19 protein-coding genes are annotated in these 19,668 nt (G+C 62.1%); 15 read left to right on the forward strand and 4 right to left on the reverse strand.

The window, feature by feature from the left end:
- Nucleotides 1-20: 20 nt before the first annotated feature.
- The 3 genes from QWI20_RS21725 to QWI20_RS21735 form a co-directional block, all read right to left on the reverse strand.
- On the reverse strand, nucleotides 21-794 hold the full coding sequence (locus QWI20_RS21725) for a collagen-like protein (RefSeq protein ID WP_369307175.1): 774 nt from the start codon (nucleotides 792-794) through the stop codon (nucleotides 21-23).
- Nucleotides 787-1,062, reverse strand: coding sequence for a DUF1145 domain-containing protein (locus QWI20_RS21730; protein WP_369307176.1), 276 nt, complete (start codon nucleotides 1,060-1,062; stop codon nucleotides 787-789). Before QWI20_RS21730 ends, QWI20_RS21725 begins: the two co-directional genes overlap by 8 nt.
- A gap of 394 nt (nucleotides 1,063-1,456) precedes the next feature.
- A complete protein-coding gene (locus QWI20_RS21735; RefSeq protein ID WP_133777092.1) occupies nucleotides 1,457-2,158 on the reverse strand; it encodes an OmpA family protein in 702 nt (233 codons plus the stop codon).
- A 243-nt stretch (nucleotides 2,159-2,401) separates the two neighbouring features.
- On the opposite strand from QWI20_RS21735, the gene QWI20_RS21740 reads away from it, so the two are divergent.
- Both QWI20_RS21740 and QWI20_RS21745 read left to right on the forward strand, forming a co-directional pair.
- A complete protein-coding gene (locus tag QWI20_RS21740) occupies nucleotides 2,402-2,899 on the forward strand; it encodes a DUF6231 family protein (protein ID WP_369307177.1) in 498 nt (165 codons plus the stop codon).
- Nucleotides 2,900-2,909: 10 nt separating this feature from the next.
- The gene (locus QWI20_RS21745) at nucleotides 2,910-3,383 is read left to right on the forward strand and encodes a YchJ family protein (RefSeq protein ID WP_346627508.1); all 474 of its coding nucleotides are present in this window, start codon (nucleotides 2,910-2,912) and stop codon (nucleotides 3,381-3,383) included.
- Between the two features lie 42 nt (nucleotides 3,384-3,425).
- On the opposite strand, the gene QWI20_RS21750 is transcribed toward QWI20_RS21745, so the two are convergent.
- A complete protein-coding gene (locus QWI20_RS21750; RefSeq protein WP_369307178.1) occupies nucleotides 3,426-4,031 on the reverse strand; it encodes a hypothetical protein in 606 nt (201 codons plus the stop codon).
- 115 nt (nucleotides 4,032-4,146) lie between these two features.
- Here QWI20_RS21750 and QWI20_RS21755 point away from each other — a divergent pair, with 115 nt between their 5' ends.
- From QWI20_RS21755 to pdeM, 13 genes are all read left to right on the forward strand, one after another.
- Nucleotides 4,147-4,632: an LEA type 2 family protein gene (locus QWI20_RS21755; RefSeq protein ID WP_065992587.1), complete on the forward strand. Its 486-nt coding sequence runs from the start codon at nucleotides 4,147-4,149 to the stop codon at nucleotides 4,630-4,632.
- 4 nt (nucleotides 4,633-4,636) lie between these two features.
- Nucleotides 4,637-4,852 (forward strand): SEC-C metal-binding domain-containing protein, encoded by a 216-nt coding sequence (locus QWI20_RS21760; RefSeq protein WP_369307179.1) that lies wholly within the window; start codon nucleotides 4,637-4,639, stop codon nucleotides 4,850-4,852.
- Between the two features lie 122 nt (nucleotides 4,853-4,974).
- Nucleotides 4,975-5,619 carry a glutathione binding-like protein gene (locus QWI20_RS21765; RefSeq protein WP_369307180.1) on the forward strand — a complete coding sequence of 215 codons (645 nt, stop codon included), beginning with the start codon at nucleotides 4,975-4,977 and terminating at the stop codon, nucleotides 5,617-5,619.
- Nucleotides 5,620-5,761: 142 nt separating this feature from the next.
- On the forward strand, nucleotides 5,762-8,245 hold the full coding sequence (locus QWI20_RS21770; RefSeq protein WP_369307181.1) for a penicillin acylase family protein: 2,484 nt from the start codon (nucleotides 5,762-5,764) through the stop codon (nucleotides 8,243-8,245).
- Nucleotides 8,246-8,806: 561 nt separating this feature from the next.
- The gene (locus QWI20_RS21775) at nucleotides 8,807-9,859 is read left to right on the forward strand and encodes a ligase-associated DNA damage response exonuclease (RefSeq protein WP_369307182.1); all 1,053 of its coding nucleotides are present in this window, start codon (nucleotides 8,807-8,809) and stop codon (nucleotides 9,857-9,859) included.
- Nucleotides 9,856-11,571 carry an ATP-dependent DNA ligase gene (locus QWI20_RS21780; protein ID WP_369307183.1) on the forward strand — a complete coding sequence of 572 codons (1,716 nt, stop codon included), beginning with the start codon at nucleotides 9,856-9,858 and terminating at the stop codon, nucleotides 11,569-11,571. Before QWI20_RS21775 ends, QWI20_RS21780 begins: the two co-directional genes overlap by 4 nt.
- Nucleotides 11,572-11,951: 380 nt before the next feature.
- Nucleotides 11,952-12,734: a transporter substrate-binding domain-containing protein gene (locus QWI20_RS21785; protein WP_369307184.1), complete on the forward strand. Its 783-nt coding sequence runs from the start codon at nucleotides 11,952-11,954 to the stop codon at nucleotides 12,732-12,734.
- Between the two features lie 79 nt (nucleotides 12,735-12,813).
- Nucleotides 12,814-13,542: an ABC transporter permease gene (locus QWI20_RS21790; RefSeq protein ID WP_369307185.1), complete on the forward strand. Its 729-nt coding sequence runs from the start codon at nucleotides 12,814-12,816 to the stop codon at nucleotides 13,540-13,542.
- Complete coding sequence (locus tag QWI20_RS21795; RefSeq protein ID WP_108122169.1) at nucleotides 13,539-14,249, forward strand: ABC transporter permease; 711 nt, start codon at nucleotides 13,539-13,541, stop codon at nucleotides 14,247-14,249. The genes QWI20_RS21790 and QWI20_RS21795 overlap by 4 nt, the downstream gene beginning before the upstream one ends.
- A gap of 9 nt (nucleotides 14,250-14,258) precedes the next feature.
- The gene (locus QWI20_RS21800; protein WP_282366878.1) at nucleotides 14,259-15,377 is read left to right on the forward strand and encodes a succinylglutamate desuccinylase/aspartoacylase family protein; all 1,119 of its coding nucleotides are present in this window, start codon (nucleotides 14,259-14,261) and stop codon (nucleotides 15,375-15,377) included.
- Nucleotides 15,378-15,389: 12 nt separating this feature from the next.
- A complete protein-coding gene (locus QWI20_RS21805) occupies nucleotides 15,390-16,154 on the forward strand; it encodes an ABC transporter ATP-binding protein (RefSeq protein ID WP_369307186.1) in 765 nt (254 codons plus the stop codon).
- Between the two features lie 264 nt (nucleotides 16,155-16,418).
- Nucleotides 16,419-18,911 carry a ligase-associated DNA damage response DEXH box helicase gene (locus QWI20_RS21810; RefSeq protein ID WP_369307187.1) on the forward strand — a complete coding sequence of 831 codons (2,493 nt, stop codon included), beginning with the start codon at nucleotides 16,419-16,421 and terminating at the stop codon, nucleotides 18,909-18,911.
- Nucleotides 18,908-19,564, forward strand: a complete 657-nt coding sequence (gene pdeM, locus QWI20_RS21815; RefSeq protein WP_369307188.1) for a ligase-associated DNA damage response endonuclease PdeM — start codon at nucleotides 18,908-18,910, stop codon at nucleotides 19,562-19,564. Before QWI20_RS21810 ends, pdeM begins: the two co-directional genes overlap by 4 nt.
- The last annotated feature ends 104 nt before the right edge of the window (nucleotides 19,565-19,668 follow it).

Raw genomic sequence — 19,668 nt, forward strand, 5'->3', positions numbered from 1 at the left:
TGGAGTGCGAAGAATCGCGCTTATAAGTTGCGAACCACGATGGCGCCCGCCGGCCCTACTGCACCGGACTGACCCTTGTCGCCGGTCTTGCCGGACTTGGCGCCGTCAGCGCGATAGACCACGCAGCCTTTGGACGCGCCGCCTTTGCCGCCGCGACCGCCGTCGCCGCCGATGCCACCGGCACCGCCCTGTACGTTGACCTTGATGCGGTCATTGCCAAAGGTCGCTGGCAGCTCTAGACGAACGAGCGCACCCGGCGCGCCGTCACGGCCATTGCCGCCATTGTCGCCGTCGATCCCCCGACTGGCGGAACCCCATGTGCAACCCGGATCGATGCCGTTGCCGCCGTCAAGGCCGACGTAACCGGGCGAGCCCGCGCCGCCGCGTGCGTCGACGAAGAGCTCGTCAGCGTTGAGTTGTTCGATCCGCAGGTTGAGGTTGCGGCCTGGGGTCGGCGCTTTTTCGAAGGTGCCCGGGGCGCCCCGCGCCGTGATTTCGGCGCCGCTGCCGAGGTCGGCCTGTTTGACCTGCAGGCTGAACGCCTCGCCACTCGGGACGATGGCGATGCGGGATTCATGGCCCATGATGAGTTGGCCGACTTTGACTTCGGTCAGGCCGGCCGGGATCAGCAGGGTGCCGTAGTCGGCGACTTCGAGCCGGTCCAGTTGCAACACGCTGGTTTTGGTGGGCAGGCGCATAAGCGAGTGGGTTTCGACGGAGAGGGTCTGGGCCATGATCCAGGGGCTGGTCAGGGCGGACAGCAGGCCTGCCGTCATCAGCATCGCGTTACGCATGGTGTACCTCCGCCAGTGGGCGTTTGAATGTGTTCAGGTGGAATAGGCCGAAGAGCAAGATCTGGAGGCGATCGCGCCAGGGATGGGGGCGACCGCGCAGGCTGGCGTTGTAGCTGATCAGTTCGATGATGTGGGTGAGCAGCAACAGGCCGCCAGCCAGTTTGAACAACAGGTCGAAGGGGTGTGGCATGGCGATGGTGAGGCTGGTGATTATCAATAGCCAGAATGCTGTTGTCAGTACTTTCCCTGTTCCCCAAATCACACTCATGTGGTGCCTCTGCTGTTTTTGGTTTTGTGCGGTGAAAACGGTTTGCGCACAGTACGGTGAGGCGGGGGACTATGCCAGAGGCAGGTTTCAAAAGTTGCTCGCGTTCAGCCTGCACCCAAGTCGCGTTCTGCGGTGTTTGAACCTTTTGCGCACGAAGATCAACGGCAACCGCAACGGCAACTTTTTGCGTATGAAGATCAAAAGCGTTAAAGCAGATCAAGGGCTTCCCGGCTGAAGCCGGTCCCACTGAATGCACGCGCGGCTGTTAGTGGGACCGGCTTTAGCCGGGAAGGGGCCGGTCTGGACAATGTTTTTTTGAACATGAAACCGAATTCAAGAAATAGAAAAGCCCCGGCTTTCAAACCGGGGCTTCCTTTGAAGCATCAACCTTGTCTCAACGGTTGATTTTGATCTCGACGCGGCGGTTCAGCGCTCGGCCGTCGGCGGTTTTGTTGTCGGCAACAGGGCGCGCTTCGCCGTCACCTTCAACGGACACGAACGAGGCGCGCGGGATGCCGGCGCTGACGAGGTAGTCGGTCACAGATTGCGCACGTTTTTGCGACAGTTTCTGGTTGTAGGCATCGCTGCCCACGCTGTCGGTGTGGCCGCTGACGTGGAGTTGCACGTTCGGGGCTTCGGTTTTGAGTTTGGTGGCGACCATGTCCAACTGCTGTTTGTCGCCCGGTGTCAGCGTGGCCTTGTTGAACTCGAAGTGCACGTCACGGATGGTGATGATTTCTTCTTTCGGCAGCACCACCGGAGCAGCAACTGGCTCAGGCGCAGGTGTCACGATCGGGCAACCAGTCGCATCGACCGGGGTGCCTTTCGGCGTGTTCGGGCATTTGTCCTTGCTGTTAAGGACGCCGTCGCCATCATCATCACCATCCCCGTGGGCCCAGCAATACGCGCCGGCCATCACGCCCACCGCACCACCGAAGCCTGCCGCGACCGAGGCGGTCTGGAAGGCGCCGATCGCCGCGCCAGTCAGCGCGCCACCGGCCGCACACAGAGGCCAATCGGTCTTTTGCAGGCCCGCACACCCCGTCAATACACTGGTAACCAAAATCAGAGGTAACGCTGTCCGAATCATGCTCATACAGTTCTTCTCCTTTGGTATCGGCTAAAACCGACTGAAATGCAGTAAAGACGCGTGTGGGGCCGTTCGCCACCCCAATTTCAGGGGTTTACGGGATTTCACCGCACAATTCGGACTCTTCTCTGGGGAATAGCCTTTTGCCTTCACTCCGTACGCTTTGTCATATTGCGAAATGAAAAAGTTCAAGCACTAGGCCATCGAAGTTCAGCGCGCTACCCTTCCCCGCCTGACAGAGGAACTCCAATGACTGACCGCTTCTCCAGCCGCACGCCGCAACAGGCCCTCGCCGCCCTGCTCGACCTCTATGCGCCGAAGCGTTTGCTGCTGGTGGGCGCCGAGGAATTTCCGGCGTTGCAGGCTTTTCGCGAAGCGCATCCGCACACCGAACTGGCCCAGGCGGCACCGGGCCATTTGCCCGCCGATCTGGCCGGACAGCGTTTTGATCTGGCGCTGGTGGTGGACTGTCTGGAGCACATACCCAAGCGTGCAGGGCTGGAGTTGCTGGGCGGGATCCGCAACCTCAATGCCAGCCGGATCGCCGTGCTGGCGGACCTGGATGCCTGTGGCTGGCAATCCACTGATTTCTACTCGCTGGCACTCCAGGCCAGTGAACGGTTTTCCCGGGATGAACAAGTGCTCACGCTGTTCACCTACGATCTGCGGGAATACAAACAGGTGCCGGACTGGCTGAACGCGAAGTTCTGGGCCAATCCGGAGAATTACGGCAAGTACTGGTGGTGAGAGACGCATCATGAGCAGCGCAATATGCCCCTGCGGCAGCGGCAATCTTCTCGACGGCTGCTGCGGTCGCTATCACGCCGGTCAGCCCGCGCCGTGCGCCGAAGCGCTGATGCGTTCGCGCTACAGCGCTTATGTGCTGGGATTGGTGGACTATCTGTTGGACACCACATTGCCGGCGCAGCAGCCCGGCCTGAACCGAGATGCCATTAGCCAGTGGAGCGCCCAGAGCACCTGGCTGGGCCTTGAGGTGGAAGGCGCCGAGTTGATCGGCGGCCAGCCAGAGCACGCGTTCGTGACCTTTAGCGCCCGCTGGCACGATGCCGACGGCGAGCATTGTCATCGCGAGCGCTCGGCGTTCGTGCAGCATGAGGGGCGCTGGTATTTCATCGACCCGACGGTCTCGCTCAAAGCCGGTCGTAACGACGCCTGCCCCTGCGGCAGCCGGCAAAAATTCAAGAAGTGCTGTTCGGCTTATCTCGCCTGACCTGTCAGCGGCAACGCCAGTAACCTCTGTGACAGGCAGTCCTCAGGCCAGGCGGATGTGGGAAACGTCCGGCACCAGCACGTGCTCAGCCGGCCTGTCCTGACCCAGATCAGCGCCCGCCGGAGCCAGGCTCAAGCCAGACAGGTCCAACTGCGGCGCACGCGTCGGCATTCTCGGGTCCTGCACGTCCTCGCCCGGCTCAGAGAGCGTGTAGTCAGGCGCCTCAACGTCCACAAACGCAGCCATGTAAACATCACGCGGCTTGACACTGGCTTTGCGCGTCGGCGTGGCGTCGTTGCGCGGAGCCGTCAGACTTGAGGGCTTGCGCGTCCAGCTCGGCTCGTCCGGCGGCGGCGCCAGTTCGACCTCTTCCACTTCAACCTGGGCGGGCGCATCTGCAACAGGGGCCTCCACGACGAGCGCCATGGGCACGACCTGGGCCATGGCTCCGGCACGTTCGAGGGTCGAGCGGTACTTTTCGGCCGCCGTCTCATCGAGGTTATTTTTCAGGACCAGCCGACGGCCGGAGAACAGCAACGCGATGCGCTGAGCGTCCGCCTGAAACAGCTTCGCCAGGTTGGCCTTGACCAGATCCGGCTGCGCGCCGGGCACCAGTTGGCCGGAAAACACGATTTCGTAGAGCTTCATGGTCAATACTCCTTCGACACATGGCGCGAGTATGGCGCAGGCTGTGGAGAACGGCGAGTCACGTGCAGTGGCGGTCAGACCGGGCCTATCAGACCGGACACAAAGGGAGCGACCCATGATGTTTGCAGCACACGTCCTCAGAATCGCAGGCCTCTTCGCGCTCCTGGCGCTGTCGGGCTGCTCGACCTGGATAACCGGCGGCTTCGAAGATCCCGACGTCAAGCTGCTGAAGGTCGAGGTGGTCAAGGCCAAGTTGCTGCGTCAGGACTTCAAGCTGCGCTTTCGGGTCGACAACCCCAACGACTCCAGCCTGCTGGTCCGCGGCCTGCGCTACAAGATCCTGCTCAACGACATGTTGCTCAGCGAAGGCGTCTACAGCGACTGGTTCATCGTCAAAGCCAACAGCCACAAAAACTTCTCCGTGCCGATCCGCACCAATCTGTGGGAGCACCTCAAGGACATCTCCAAGGTGCTCGGCAAAGCCAATCAGCCAGTGCATTACCGCTTGGAAGGCAAGCTCAAGACCGGATTTTTATTCGGACACAGCGTGCGCATCGGGCGCAATGGCGACATAATCCCCGGCGATTTGATTCCGGAGTAACCCCATGAACCAGCAAGCCCACGTGCACGGTCCCGATTGTGACCACGATCACGACCATCACGACCATCACGATCACCATCATGACCACGGCCACGTGCACGGCCCGCATTGCGGCCACGCCCCTCAAGAGCCAGTACGCAACACACTCAAGGATGTCGGCCGCAACGACCCTTGCCCCTGCGGCAGCGAGAAAAAATTCAAGAAGTGCCACGGCGCGTAACGCACCTCGCTCCTTCCACGGCCTGAATCTTCAGGCCGTTTTCATTTGTGCGGTGGACGTTTGAAGGCGTAAAACAGGTGCAGCCTTAATGGCAGTCGTGATGACGTCACCTGGAGCGCGCAATGATCGATCTGCACTACTGGACCACCCCCAACGGCCACAAAGTCTCGATTTTCCTCGAAGAAGCGGGCCTGCCGTACACCATTTTCCCGGTCAATATCGGCGCGAACGAGCAGTTCGAATCCGATTTTCTGAAGATTTCCCCCAACAACAAAATTCCAGCCATCGTCGACCACCAGCCTGCTGACGGCGGCGAACCGCTGAGCCTGTTCGAGTCCGGCGCGATCCTGCTGTACCTGGCCGAGAAAACCGGCCGGTTCATTGCAACGGACCTGCGCGGCCGGCAGGAAACCCTGCAATGGCTGTTCTGGCAAATGGGCGGCTTGGGCCCGATGGCCGGTCAGAACCACCACTTCAATCGGTTCGCCAAAGAGAAGATCCCCTACGCGATCAAGCGCTACGTCGACGAAACCGCGCGCTTGTACGGCGTGTTGAACGAGCGTCTGGCTGATCGCACGTTTGTTGCGGGCGAGGACTACGGCATCGCAGACATGGCGATCTACCCGTGGATCGTGCCGCACACGTTCCAGGAGCAGAACCTGGATGACTTCCCGCACCTGAAGCGCTGGTTTGACGCGGTGGCCAATCGCGATGCGGTGAAGCGGGCCTACGCACTGGTGGACAAGATCAATCCGCCGAAGCCGTAATCTTAGGGTCGACAGGGTTCAGGGGGACGCGCTGATGTCCCCTCTGAAACCCGAAAATAAACTCCCTCCCCCGGCTTGCGTGACGCCCGCCTGCTCTCTAACGTAGCGCCTTTTCTACGTCCACCCCCGCAGGAGCTCCACCATGGCCTCGCCAGCCCTTTCAACTTTGAAGACGCGCATGAGCGCGGCCGCTGCCATGATTGGACTTTTGAGCCTGGCCGGTTGCCAGCTGGGCGGTGAAGACCGCGACAGCCTGCCGCCTGCCAGCGGGGTGTTTGCCATTAAAGGGCTGGCGCAGAACGTTTCCATTCGCCGCAACAATCTGGGCATGCCGCTGATAGAAAGCAGCACGTTCCATGACGCGCTGTTTACCCTCGGCTATGTCCACGCCAGCGATCGCATTACGCAAATGATGCAAATGCGCCTGCTCGCCCAGGGCCGGCTGTCGGAAATCGCGGGGCCGGGCGCCCTCGATCTGGACCGCATGATGCGCGCCGCCAACCTCAAACAGACCGCTGGCCAGTTGTATGCCGCTTCGTCGCCGCGCCTGAAACGCTTCTTCGAGGTATACGCGCGCGGGGTCAACGCTTACCTGTTCCGCTACCGCGACAAACTGCCGGCTGACCTCGCCGATTCGGGCTACAAGCCTGAATACTGGAAGCCCGAAGACTCGGCGCTGATCTTCAGCCTGCTCAACTTCAGCCTGTCGGTTAACCTGCAGGAGGAGATCTCCTCGCTGGTGCTGGCGCAGAAAGTCGGCGCGGACAAGCTGGCCTGGCTGCTGCCGACCTACCCCGACGAAGCGTTGCCCTTCGCTGAAGCCGACAAGCTCAAAGGCCTGAATCTGGGCAGCCAACTGCCGGGGCTGAGCGATCTGGACAAAGCGGCGCTGCAGCTTTCGGACCTCAACCTGCTGGGCGTTTCGGCGTCGAACAACTGGGTGATCTCGCCTCAGCGCGCCCGCGCCGGCAAGAGCCTGCTGGCCACCGACAGCCAGTTGGCGCCGACCCTGCCGTCGATGTGGAATTTCGTGCAGATCCGCTCGCCGAAATACCAGGCCGCGGGCGCGACCGTTGCGGGCTTGCCGCTGGTCTTGTCCGGTTTCAACGGCAAACTCGCCTGGGGCATGGGCCCGGCGATGGGTGACAACCAGGACCTGTTTCTGGAGAAGCTCAAGCGCGAAAACAATCGCCTGATGGTCATGGCCGACGGCAAATGGGTGGCGGCAGGCGCCCATGAAGAAACCTACTTCGTCAAAGGCCAGAGCCCGGTGCGCGAGCCCGCCTACGAAACCCGTCATGGCGCACTGCTCAACGCAAGCTCTGCGCAACTGGCCAGCGGCCTGGGCATCGCCCTGCAGACGCCGGACGCCAAAGACGACAAAACCCTCGATGCCCTCTTCGATCTGACCCGCGCGCCTAACGTACAGCGCGCCTTCGACACCACCCGGGAAATCCGCGCCATCACCCTGAACATGGTGTTCGCCGATGCGTCGAACACCGGCTGGCAGGTAACCGGCAAATACCCGAACCGGCGCGACGGGCTCGGCCTGATTCCGTCGCCGGGCTGGGACGGTCGGTTCGACTGGGACGGCTACGCCGACGCGATGCTGCATCCGTACGATCAGGATTCGCAACAAGGCTGGATCGCCACCGCCAACCAGCGCACCGTGCCAAAAGGCTACGGCATGCAGCTGTCCAATTCCTGGGACTACCCGGAGCGCGCCGAACGCATCGCCGAACTGGCCAATGCCGGCAAGCAGGACACCCGCAGCACCGTCGCCATGCAATACGACCAGACCACGACCTTCGCCGCCAAGCTGAAGAAAATGTTCTCCGAGCCCGGCATGTCGGCGCCGCTGAAACAGGCCATCGACGCCCTGCCCGCGCCAGAGCGCGACAAAGCCCGCGAAGCGTTGACCCGCCTGATGGCGTTCGACGGCAGACTGTCACCGGGTTCGGCTGATGCAGCGATTTACGAATTGTTCCTGCAAGAAAGCGCCCGCCAGACCTTCCTCGACGAACTCGGCCCGGAAACCAGCCCTGCCTGGAAAGCGCTGGTGCAAAGCGCGGACTTGTCCTACTCGCCCCAGGCCGATCACCTGCTGGGCCGCGAAGACAGTCCGTATTGGGACGACGTGAAAACGCCGCAAAAAGAAGACAAACCGGCGATCCTCGCCCGCAGCCTGGCCGCCGCCATCACCGTCGGGGAAAGCCAACTGGGCGCCGATCACAAAGCCTGGCAGTGGGGCAAGTTGCACCAGACCACCTGGACCGCCCAGAGCGCCCAACTCAGCGCTGCGCTGGGCGGCAGCAAGGCAAGCGTGACCAAAGGCCCGATCGCCACCGGCGGCGACCACACCACACTCAACGCCTCAGGCTTCCACTGGGGCCAGGACTTCAACGCCGCCGTCGTCCCGGCGATGCGCATCATCGTCGACTTCGCCCAACAAGAACCGATGATGGCGCAAAACGCCGCGGGCCAATCCGGCAACCCCGCGAGCCCGTACAACGCCAACGGCATCGACCCCTGGATGAAAGGCCTGTACATGTCCGTGCCAATGCAACCGGAAAACTTCGAAAAAGCCTACGGCAAACAGCGCCTGACACTGACGCCCGGGAAGTAAACGGTCGAGCGATCCGGGATGACGCGGAGCGTCTCGGGACGCATTCCCACGCAGAGCGTGGGAATGATCAAGCGTTGATGCCTGGGAAGAAGTGGCGCCTGAAATGGCCTCTTCCCGGCTAAAGCCGGTCCCACTAAAAAGCACACCGCGTACCGTCAGTGGGACCGGCTTCAGCCGGGAAGCCCTTGATCTGCTTTTGATCTTTCGAACACAAAAAGTCCAGCCACCGCCAAACGCGACTTTGGTGCAGGCTGAACGCAGGTCTTGGGCAGTGGGCCGAGCCGCATGGATGCGGCGAGAGCGCCGTTGCGGACATGGATGTCCGTTCGGCGCGGGCCCACGGAGCGAGACCGAAGTGAGGGTACTCCGACGCAGGAGGAGCCAAACCAGGAGCAAGCACCCTTGGTTACTTGGGGTGCTTTTCCAAGTAACTCGCCGAAGGCGAAACAGTCGATCCGTTAGGCCGACGCTCTTGATCCTAAGCTCTGGACCCAAAACCCCGACCGAACTTCTGCGCCCCGCCACCGCTCTACCTGACAAGTCCCCAAACCCGGTCAAACCATGGATCTCGTCATTGCCCGCCCCGAAGGCCTCTACTGCCCGCCCGGTGATTTCTACATCGATCCGTGGCGCCCGGTCGAACGCTCCGTCATCACCCACGCCCACGGCGACCACGCCCGCACCGGCAATGAACACTACCTCGCCGCCGCGCCCGGCGAAGGCATACTACGCTCCCGACTGGGCCAGGACATCAACCTCCAGACCCTCGCCTACGGCGAAAGCATCACCCACCACGGCGTCAAACTCAGCTTTCACCCGGCCGGCCACGTCCTCGGTTCCGCCCAGGTCCGCCTCGAATACCAGGGCGAAATCTGGGTCGCTTCAGGCGACTACAAAGTCGAACCCGACGGCACCTGCGACCCCTTCGAGCCCGTGCGCTGCCACACCTTCATCACCGAATCCACCTTCGGCCTGCCGATCTACCGCTGGCAGCCCCAATCGGAAATCTTCGCCGGCATCAACGAATGGTGGCGCGCCAACGCCGCCGCCGGCAAAGCCAGCGTCCTTTTCGCCTACTCATTCGGCAAAGCCCAACGCATCCTCCACGGCATCGACCCCAGCATCGGCCCGATCCTCGTCCATGGCGCTGTCGAGCCGCTGAACCGCGTCTACCGCGAAGCCGGCGTGCGCATTCCTGAAACCCACTACGCCGGTGACTTCAAAAAAACCGATCCTGCCTTGCGCAGCGCCCTGATCGTCGCGCCGCCGTCCGCCGGCGGCAGCACCTGGATGCGCAGGTTCGGCGAATTCAGCGACGCCTTCGCCAGCGGCTGGATGATGCTGCGCGGTACCCGACGTCGGCGCGGCGTCGATCGCGGCTTCGCCCTTTCCGACCATGCCGACTGGCCGGGCTTGCTCTGGGCCATCGAAAACACCGGCGCTGAGCGAGTGATGGTCACCCACGGCTCGGTGGCCGTGCTGGTGCGCTACCTGCGCGAACTGGGCCTCGACGCCCAGGGCTTCAGCACTGAATACGGCGACGAAGAAGACGACGCAGCGGCCAAGACCGAACCCGAACCCGCACCTGCATCGACAGGCGAGGCCTCGTCATGAAGGCCTTCGCCGAGCTGTATTCGGACCTCGACGCCACCACCTCCAGCAACGCCAAGCTCGCGGCCATGCAGGCCTATTTCAGCAAGGCGGCACCCGAAGACGCCGCGTGGGCGGTGTACTTCCTGTCCGGCGGACGCCCACGGCAACTGGTGCCGACGCGCATGTTGCGTGAGCAGGCGCTGCTGCTGTCCGGCTTGCCGGAATGGCTGTTCGAGGAGAGTTACCAAGCGGTCGGCGATCTGGCAGAAACCCTGTCGCTGTTGCTCCCTAAAGCCGAGCACAGCTCCGAAGAAGGCCTGGCCAGCTGGATGGAAAACCATCTGCTGCCCCTGCGTGGTCTGCCCCCGGAAGAATTGCTCGAGCGTCTGCCGACGTTCTGGTCGCAACTGGACCCGCAAAGCCTGATGGTCTGCCTGAAGCTGATCACTGGCAGCTTCCGGGTGGGTGTCTCGAAACTGCTGGTGACCCGCGCCCTCGCCGCGCTGGCCGATATCGACAGCAAGCGCGTTGCCCAGCGACTCGTCGGGTACACCGATCTTTCCCACCGTCCCAGCGCCGAAGGCTATCTGAAGCTGATCGCCGAAGAGTCGGCCGACGAACACGCGCAACGGGGTGGCCAGCCCTACCCCTTCTTCCTCGCCCATGCGCTGCAGCAGCCGGTCGACCAGTTCGAGAACCTGCTGGGCGCCGCCGAAAACTGGCAGGTGGAATGGAAGTGGGACGGGATCCGCGCCCAAGTAGTCAAACGCGAAGGTCGCCTGTGGATCTGGTCGCGAGGCGAAGAACTGGTCACGGATCGTTTCCCGGAACTGCACAGCCTGACCCAATGCCTGCCCGACGGCACGGTGATCGACGGCGAGATCGTGGTCTGGAAAGCCGCGGCCACGGAGAATGCCGAGGAAGGCGAATTCGCGCTGGACACCCCAGCCCCAGGCACGCCCGGCGAAGCGACGCCGTCGGTGCAGCCCTTCGCTCTGCTGCAACAGCGGATCGGCCGCAAAACCCTCGGCAAAAAGATCCTGGAAGACGTGCCGGTCGTCGTGCTGGCGTACGACCTGCTGGAATGGGAAGGCCACGATTGGCGCAGCCGCCCGCAACATGAGCGGCGCACGCAGCTGGAAAAGGTCATCGCCAACGCCCAGAGCCCGGTGCTGATGCCCTCTCCGGTGCTGACCGGCACTGACTGGCTCGACCTCGGCCGCCAGCGCGAGGCGTCACGAAGTCTCGGCGTGGAAGGCATGATGCTCAAGGCGCGGGACTCGCTGTACGGCGTCGGGCGCACCAAGGACATGGGCGTGTGGTGGAAGTGGAAAATGGACCCGTTCAGCGTCGATGCGGTGTTGATCTACGCCCAGCGCGGTCACGGCCGCCGCGCCAGTCTGTATAGCGACTACACGTTCGCGGTCTGGGACGGCCCGCCGGAATCCAGCGAACGGACATTGGTGCCCTTCGCCAAAGCGTATTCAGGCCTGACCGACGACGAGATGCGCAAAGTCGATGCGATTATCCGCAAGACCACCGTCGACAAGTTCGGCCCGGTGCGAAGTGTTACCCCGACCCTGGTATTCGAGTTGGGCTTCGAGGGCATTGCGCTATCAAAACGGCACAAGAGCGGCATCGCCGTCAGGTTTCCGAGAATGTTGCGGTGGCGCCTCGATAAACCCGTTGCCGAAGCCGACAGCTTGGCGACGCTTCAGGACCTGCTGGCCTGAGCACCGTCGCGGTGCGCGGGGCTGGCCTGCGCCCGCGTCGAATGCGCTGAAATGGGGCGCACTACAAGCCCCAGTCGCTCAACGGCACGCCCCACAAGGCGTTTCGAATCTCCCCTCCGCTGTAAAAGGCACCGCTGCAGACCCCAAAGGCTGCAACTTTTTCGCCCACTCTCAACGGGATGCGGCTACTCTGCCGGTGCCTGCGGGGCCTCAAAAAAAGACAAAAGATGGCTCTAAGTCATCATTGCGACAACTCCGTACATTTAAAACGCGCGTTCGTTTGTTTGGTTCGGAAATTGCTGTCTATTTGCGGTCTGGCTTTTGCCGGTAGCAAGCCTTCGCGTGTTCCCAACGCTCAATTTGGTTTTAAGGACTGAACGATGAAAAAAGCATGGCTGACCCTTTCCGCACTCGCCATCTGTCTGGCCGCCGGTAACGCAATGGCCAAGGAATACAAGGAGCTGCGTTTCGGCGTCGATCCTTCCTACGCGCCATTCGAATCCAAAGCCGCCGATGGCAGTTTGGTGGGCTTCGATATCGATTTGGGCAACGCGATCTGTGCTGAACTGAAAGTCAAGTGCAAGTGGGTCGAAAGCGATTTCGACGGCATGATCCCGGGCCTGAAAGCCAACAAGTTCGACGGCGTCATCTCCTCCATGACCGTGACCCCGGCCCGCGAGAAGGTCATCGACTTCTCGAACGAACTGTTCTCCGGCCCTACCTCGCTGGTCTACAAAAAAGGCTTCGGCCTGAGCGCTGACACTGCGTCGCTTAAAGGCAAAACCGTGGGCTACGAGCAAGGCACCATCCAGGAAGCCTACGCCAAGGCCGTTCTGGACAAGGCGGGCGTGAAAACCCAGGCCTATGCCAACCAGGATCAAGTCTATGCCGACCTCGTTTCGGGTCGTCTGGACGCCTCGGTTCAAGACATGCTGCAAGCCGAGCTGGGCTTCCTGAAGTCGCCACAAGGCGCTGATTACGAAGTCAGCAAGCCAATCGACGATCCCCTGCTGCCAGCCAAAACGGCCGTCGGCATCTCGAAAGGTAACAAGGACCTGAAAGCGCTTTTGGACAAAGGTATCAAAGCGTTACACGATGACGGCAAGTACGCCGAGATCCAGAAGAAGCACTTCGGCGATCTGAATCTGTACAGCGGTAAATAAGCAAACAGACGCCCGTTGATTTCAGCCAGAATCCGCCGCTGAAGTTCACGGGCGTTTTTATTGACTGTATAGGTTGCACATGTTCGAAACTCTTCTGCAAAACCTGGGACTGTCAGCATTCAGCCTGAAAGGCTTCGGCCCGCTGTTGCTGCAAGGCACCTGGATGACCGTCAAATTATCGGTAATGTCGCTGCTGCTGGCCATCGCGCTCGGCCTGCTGGGCGCCAGTGCCAAACTGTCGAAAGCCGCCATGCTGCGTGTGCCCGCGCAGATCTACACCACGCTGATCCGGGGTATACCGGACCTGGTGCTGATGCTGCTGATCTTCTACAGCCTGCAAACCTGGCTGACCACGCTCACCGAAGCGATGGAATGGGATTACATCGAGATCGACCCTTTCTCTGCCGGCGTCATCACGTTGGGCTTCATCTATGGCGCGTATTTCACCGAGACCTTCCGGGGCGCGATCCTTGCCGTACCGCGCGGTCAGGTCGAAGCCGCCACGGCCTACGGGCTCAGCCGTTCGCAACGGTTTCGCATGGTGGTGTTCCCGCAGATGATGCGCTTCGCCCTGCCCGGCATCGGCAACAACTGGCAAGTGGTGCTCAAGGCCACGGCGCTGGTGTCGATCATCGGTCTGGCCGATCTGGTCAAGGCCGCGCAGGACGCGGGTAAAAGCACGTATCAGCTGTTTTACTTCCTGGTACTCGCCGCGCTGATCTATCTGGTCATCACCAGCGTGTCCAACTTTGCCCTGCGCTGGGCCGAACGGCGTTATGCCGCCGGCAGCCGGGAGGCTCAACGATGATCGAGTTGCTGCAAGAGTACTGGCGCGCCTTCCTTTATACGGACGGCCAGAACATCACCGGCCTGGCCATGACGATGTGGCTGCTCAGTGCCTCCATCGCCATCGGCTTTATCGTTTCGATTCCGCTGTCCATCGCCCGCGTGTCGCGCAATCCGCTGGTGCGCTGGCCGGTGCAGTTCTACACCTACCTGTTCCGCGGAACGCCGCTGTATATCCAGTTGCTGATTTGCTACACCGGCATCTACAGCATCGCCGCCGTACGTGAGCAGCCAATGCTCGGCGCGTTCTTCCGCGACGCCATGAACTGCACCATCCTCGCCTTCGCGCTGAACACCTGCGCCTACACCACCGAAATCTTCGCCGGTGCCATTCGCAGCATGAACCACGGCGAAGTCGAGGCGGCCAAGGCTTACGGCCTGACCGGCTGGCGCTTGTACGCCTACGTGATCATGCCGTCGGCGCTGCGCCGTTCGCTGCCTTATTACAGCAACGAAGTGATCCTGATGCTGCACTCGACCACCGTGGCCTTCACCGCCACCGTGCCGGACATCCTCAAGGTCGCACGTGACGCCAACTCGGCCACCTTCCTGACGTTCCAGTCGTTCGGCATCGCGGCGCTGATCTACCTGACGGTCACGTTCATTCTGGTGGGCCTGTTCCGACTGGCTGAACGCCGCTGGCTGGCCTTCCTCGGCCCGACTCACTAGGAACCCTGCATGCGACACCAGACCCATGATCTGCTGGCCCCGGTGCCCGGCACCGCGCGGCAGATCCACAGCTTTCACTACGGCCCGGAAAACGGCGCCTGCAAGGTTTACATCCAGTCATCCCTGCACGCCGACGAGCTGCCGGGCATGCTGGTGTCCTGGTACTTGAAGCAGCGGCTGGCCGAGCTTGAAAACGCCGGCCAGTTGCTCGGCGAAGTGGTGGTCGTTCCGGTGGCCAACCCGGTCGGCCTGGAACAGGTCCTGATGGACATGCCGCTGGGCCGTTACGAGCTTGAAAGTGGACAGAATTTCAACCGCCGTTTCGTCGACCTCGGCCAGCAAGTGGGGGATGAAGTCGAAGCGCTGCTGACCGATGACCCCAAGGGCAACGTCACTCTGATTCGCAAAACCCTGCTGGCCGCACTGAATAACTGCGTCGGCAGCACCCAGCTGGAGTCCCAGCGCCTGACGTTGCAACGGCTGGCCTGTGACGCCGATGTGGTGCTGGACCTTCATTGTGATTTCGAATCCGTCGAGCACCTGTACACCACGCCCGAGGCCTGGCCGCAGGTCGAAGCGCTGTCGCGTTATCTCGGTGCCCAGGCAAGCCTGCTGGCGACCGACTCTGGCGGGCAGTCATTCGACGAATGTTTCACGCTGGTCTGGTGGCAACTGCAGCAGCGGTTTGCCAAGCGCTTCCCGATCCCGCTGGGCAGTTTTTCCGTGACCCTGGAGTTGCGCGGCCAGGGCGATGTCAATCACGCCCTCGCCAGCCGCGATTGCCAGGCGATCATCAGCTACCTGATGCACCATGGCGCCATTGCCGGCGAGCCGGTTGCGCCCCCTGAACTGATTTACCCGGCGACTCCGCTGGCGGGCGTCGAACCCGTTGCCACGCCGGTCGGCGGTCTGCTGGTGTTCTGCACACTGCCCGGCGAATACGTCGAGGCGGGGCAATTGATCGCTGAGGTCATCGACCCGATCAGCGACACGGTGACCCCGATCCACACGGCCAACGCTGGCCTTATGTATGCCCGCTCATTGCGACGCATGGCGACCGCCGGCATGGTCATCGCCCATGTCGCCGGCACCGAAGCCTACCGCAGCGGCTACTTACTTTCTCCTTGAGGACTGCCCTTCATGTACAAACTGACCATCGATGGCCTGCACAAAAGCTACGGTGACCACGAGGTGCTCAAAGGGGTGTCGCTCAAGGCCAGCGTCGGCGACGTGATTTGCCTGATCGGCGCCAGCGGCTCGGGCAAGAGCACCTTCCTGCGCTGCATCAATTTTCTCGAACAACCCAATGACGGCGCCATGAGCCTGGACGGCCAGACCGTGCGCATGGTCAGCGACGCCGGCGGTATGCGCGTTGCCGATCCGGCCGAGCTGCAGCGGATTCGCACGCGGCTGGCGATGGTGTTCCAGCATTTCAACCTGTGGAGCCACATGACGGTGCTGGAAAACATCACCATGGCCCCGCGCCGGGTGCTGGGCGTGTCAAAAGCCGAGGCCGAGGCCCGCGCGCATAAATACCTGGACAAGGTCGGGCTGCCAGCGCGCGTTGCCGATCAATACCCGGCGTTTCTGTCGGGCGGCCAGCAGCAGCGCGTGGCCATCGCCCGGGCGCTGGCGATGGAGCCGGAAATCATGCTGTTCGACGAACCCACTTCAGCGCTCGACCCTGAGCTGGTCGGCGAAGTGTTGAAAGTGATTCAAGGCCTGGCAGAAGAAGGCCGGACCATGATTCTGGTGACCCACGAAATGGGCTTCGCCCGCAAGGTCGCCAATCAGGTGGTGTTCCTGCACCAGGGCCAGATCGAAGAAATGGGCCACCCGGACGACGTGTTGGGCAGCCCGAAGAGCGAGCGTTTGCAGCAGTTTCTGAGCGGGAATTTGAAGTAATTGCGGGCCTGACGCCTCACCGTTGTAAGGCGCGCATGCATAACCTGTGGGAGCGACCGGGGTGGCGTTCCACCTTGCTCGCGAAGGCATTCTGTCAGTCAGCCTATTTGTTGCTGACTCACTGCATTCGCGAGCAAGCTCGCTCCCACAATGCCCGATAGGGCCGGTACATCTCTGCCCGGCAAGACCAATCCAAACGGACATCCCATCAAACTATTCCACCCTCCCAGCGGTCTCTGACTTAACCCCTCCCAGAGCCTGCGCATGCCAAAAGCCGTCAATTTCGCCAAGCGCTGGTTTGCCGAGCGTGGCTGGAAACCCTTCCCCTTCCAGAAAGAAGTCTGGGCTGCCGTGGCTCGGGGCGAGTCGGGCCTGCTGCACGCCAGCACCGGCGCGGGCAAGACCTACTCAGTGTGGTTCGCCGCCCTCAACCAGTTCGCGCGACCCGCGCCCGAGCCCACGGAGCAGAAGCCGCGCAAGCGCAAGCCCGTTGCCGCGCCCCTCAGCGTGCTGTGGATTACGCCCATGCGCGCCCTCGCTGCCGACACTGCGCGCGCGCTGGAAGGTCCGTTGCAGGATTTGCAGATTCCCTGGAGCGTCGGCCTGCGCACCGGCGACACCAGCAGCAGCGAACGCGCCAAACAGGGCCGGCGCCTGCCCTCCGCGCTGATCACTACGCCAGAGAGCCTGACACTGCTGCTGACCCGCGCCGATGCCCAAGCGACGATGTCGACGCTGAAGATGGTCGTCGTCGATGAATGGCACGAGCTGATCGGCAACAAGCGCGGCATTCAGCTGCAACTGGCGCTGGCACGCTTGCGCCAATGGAATCCCGAGCTGGTCATCTGGGGCCTTTCCGCGACCCTCGGCAATCAAGATCATGCGCAACAGGTGCTGGTGGGCGACCACGGCACCACCGTTCACGGCAAAGTGGTCAAGGAACTGATCGTCGACACGCTCTTGCCGCCCTCTATCGAGCGCTTCCCCTGGGCCGGGCATATGGGCTTGCGCATGCTCCCGCAGGTGCTGGCCGAAGTGGACAGCAGTTCCAGTTGCCTGCTGTTCACCAATACCCGGGCGCAGTCGGAAGTCTGGTATCAGGCGCTGCTGGAGGCCCGCCCGGATTGGGCCGGGTTGATCGCGCTGCACCACGGCTCGCTGTCCCGCGAGGTCCGTGACTGGGTTGAACGGGCGCTGAAAGAAGGCCACCTGAAAGCCGTGGTCTGCACCTCCAGCCTCGATTTGGGCGTGGATTTTCTGCCGGTCGAGCGGGTGCTGCAGATCGGCTCGGCCAAGGGCGTCGCGCGGTTGATGCAACGTGCGGGACGCTCGGGCCACGCGCCAGGCCGCCCGTCACGGGTCACGCTGGTGCCGACCCACAGTCTGGAACTGGTCGAGGCCGCCGCTGCCCGCGACGCCGTCAACGCGCGTCTGATCGAACCTCGCGAATCACCCCACAAACCGCTGGATGTCCTCGTACAACATTTAGTGAGCATGGCCCTCGGTGGCGGCTTTACCCCCGACGCGTTACTCGCCGAAGTTCGCACCGCATGGGCCTACCGGGACCTGACCGACGAAGAATGGGAATGGGCGCTGGCGTTCGTGCGCTACGGCGGCTTGTCGCTGACGGCCTACCCTGATTATCGACGCGTCGAGCCGGACGAAGACGGCATCTGGCGCGTCCCCGATGCGCGCCTCGCCCGCCGCCACCGCATGAGCGTGGGCACCATCGTCAGCGACGCCAGCATCAATGTGAAGTATTGGAGCAAGGGCGGCGGGGGCGGATCCCTCGGCAGCGTTGAAGAAGGTTTCATCGCCCGATTGAAACCGGGCGACGGCTTTTTGTTCAGCGGTCGCCTACTGGAGCTGGTGCGCGTTGAGAACATGACCGCGTACGTGAAAAAGGCGACGAGCAAAAAAGCCGCCGTCCCACGCTGGAATGGCGGACGGATGCCGCTCTCAAACGAGTTAGCCGATGCCGTTGTCGAGAAATTCGATGCGGCTGCCCGCGGCGATTTCAGCAGTCCCGAGATGCACATCGTCAGCCCTTTGCTCGAAGTGCAACGGCAATGGTCAGCGTTGCCGCGTAAGGACACGCTGCTCGCGGAAGTATTGAAGTCCCGGGAAGGCTGGCATTTGTTTCTGTATCCCTTCGCCGGACGGCATGTTCACCTGGGACTGGCGAGCCTGCTGGCCTGGCGACTGAGTCGGGACACGCCACTGACCTTCTCGATCGCCGTAAACGACTACGGCTTCGAGCTGCTCAGCGCCACCCCGATCGACTGGAATGAGCGTCTGACGACTCAGCTGTTTTCCGAAGACGAGCTGCTCGCCGATATCATTGCCAGCCTGAACGCCGGCGAACTTGCACTACGCCGCTTCCGCGAGATTGCCCGCATCGCCGGGCTGGTGTTCTCCGGCTACCCCGGCGCGCCCAAAAGCAACCGACAACTGCAGGCCTCCAGCGGCTTGTTTTTCGAAGTCTTCAAACAGTACGACGCCAGCAACCTGCTGCTGACTCAGGCGCAGGAGGAAGTACTGCGACAGGAACTCGATGTCGCCCGTCTCGAACAAACCCTCAGCCGCATCAATAAACGGACCCTGGATTTGCACGTGATCAAACGCCCCACCCCGATGGCCTTCCCGCTGCTGGTCGAACGCATGCGCGAAAGCCTCAGCACCGAAAAACTCTCCGACCGCATCGCACGCATGGTCAGCGATCTGGAAAAAGCCGCCGGCCCTGAGGTCATGACGTGAGGCCGTATCTTTCGATTCAGCTGGCAGGTGCGGAGTTGTGGTTACTGGCGGACAAAGCCATTTATTACCCGGCGGAGCGGGCGCTGTTGATCGCCGACGCCCACTTTGGCAAGGCCGCTGCCTACCGACGGCTGGGCCAGCCAGTGCCCCATGGCACCACCGACGACAACCTTCAGCGCCTGGATGCACTGCTGGCGAGCTATGAATGCGGTCGGTTGATCTTCCTGGGGGATTTTCTGCACGCCCCGGAATCCCACGCAGCCGGCACACTGTCGGCCATTCAGGCTTGGCGCGACAAACACCACGATCTTGCGATCACCCTGATTCGGGGGAACCATGACAAGCGTGCAGGGGACCCGCCACCGGCGTTGCGCATGGACGTCGTCGAGGAGCCGATGTTTCTGGGACCATACGCGCTACAGCATGAACCTGACCCACACCCTGACTTTCACGTACTGGCGGGGCATGTACATCCGGCGTACAGGCTATATGGACGGGGACGCCAGCGTTTGCGGCTGCCGTGCTTCTACGTGCTGCCACGGGTGAGCCTGCTGCCAGCATTCGGCGCGTTCACGGGGGGAATGAATATTGATCGGGCTGAGAACAGCAAGATTTATGTCGTGGGAGATGGGGCGGTGTGGGAGGCGGTTTGAAAAAAGTAGACAGCTCGCGGGCGCGAGTCAATGGCCGCCCAAGCGCCGCTGGCTCTCCATTGATGACCAAGGCGGAGACAGAGAATGCCCGCCGATGCCACAGC

The sequence above is a fragment of the Pseudomonas sp. W2-17 genome (assembly GCF_041060445.1).
GTDB lineage: Bacteria > Pseudomonadota > Gammaproteobacteria > Pseudomonadales > Pseudomonadaceae > Aquipseudomonas.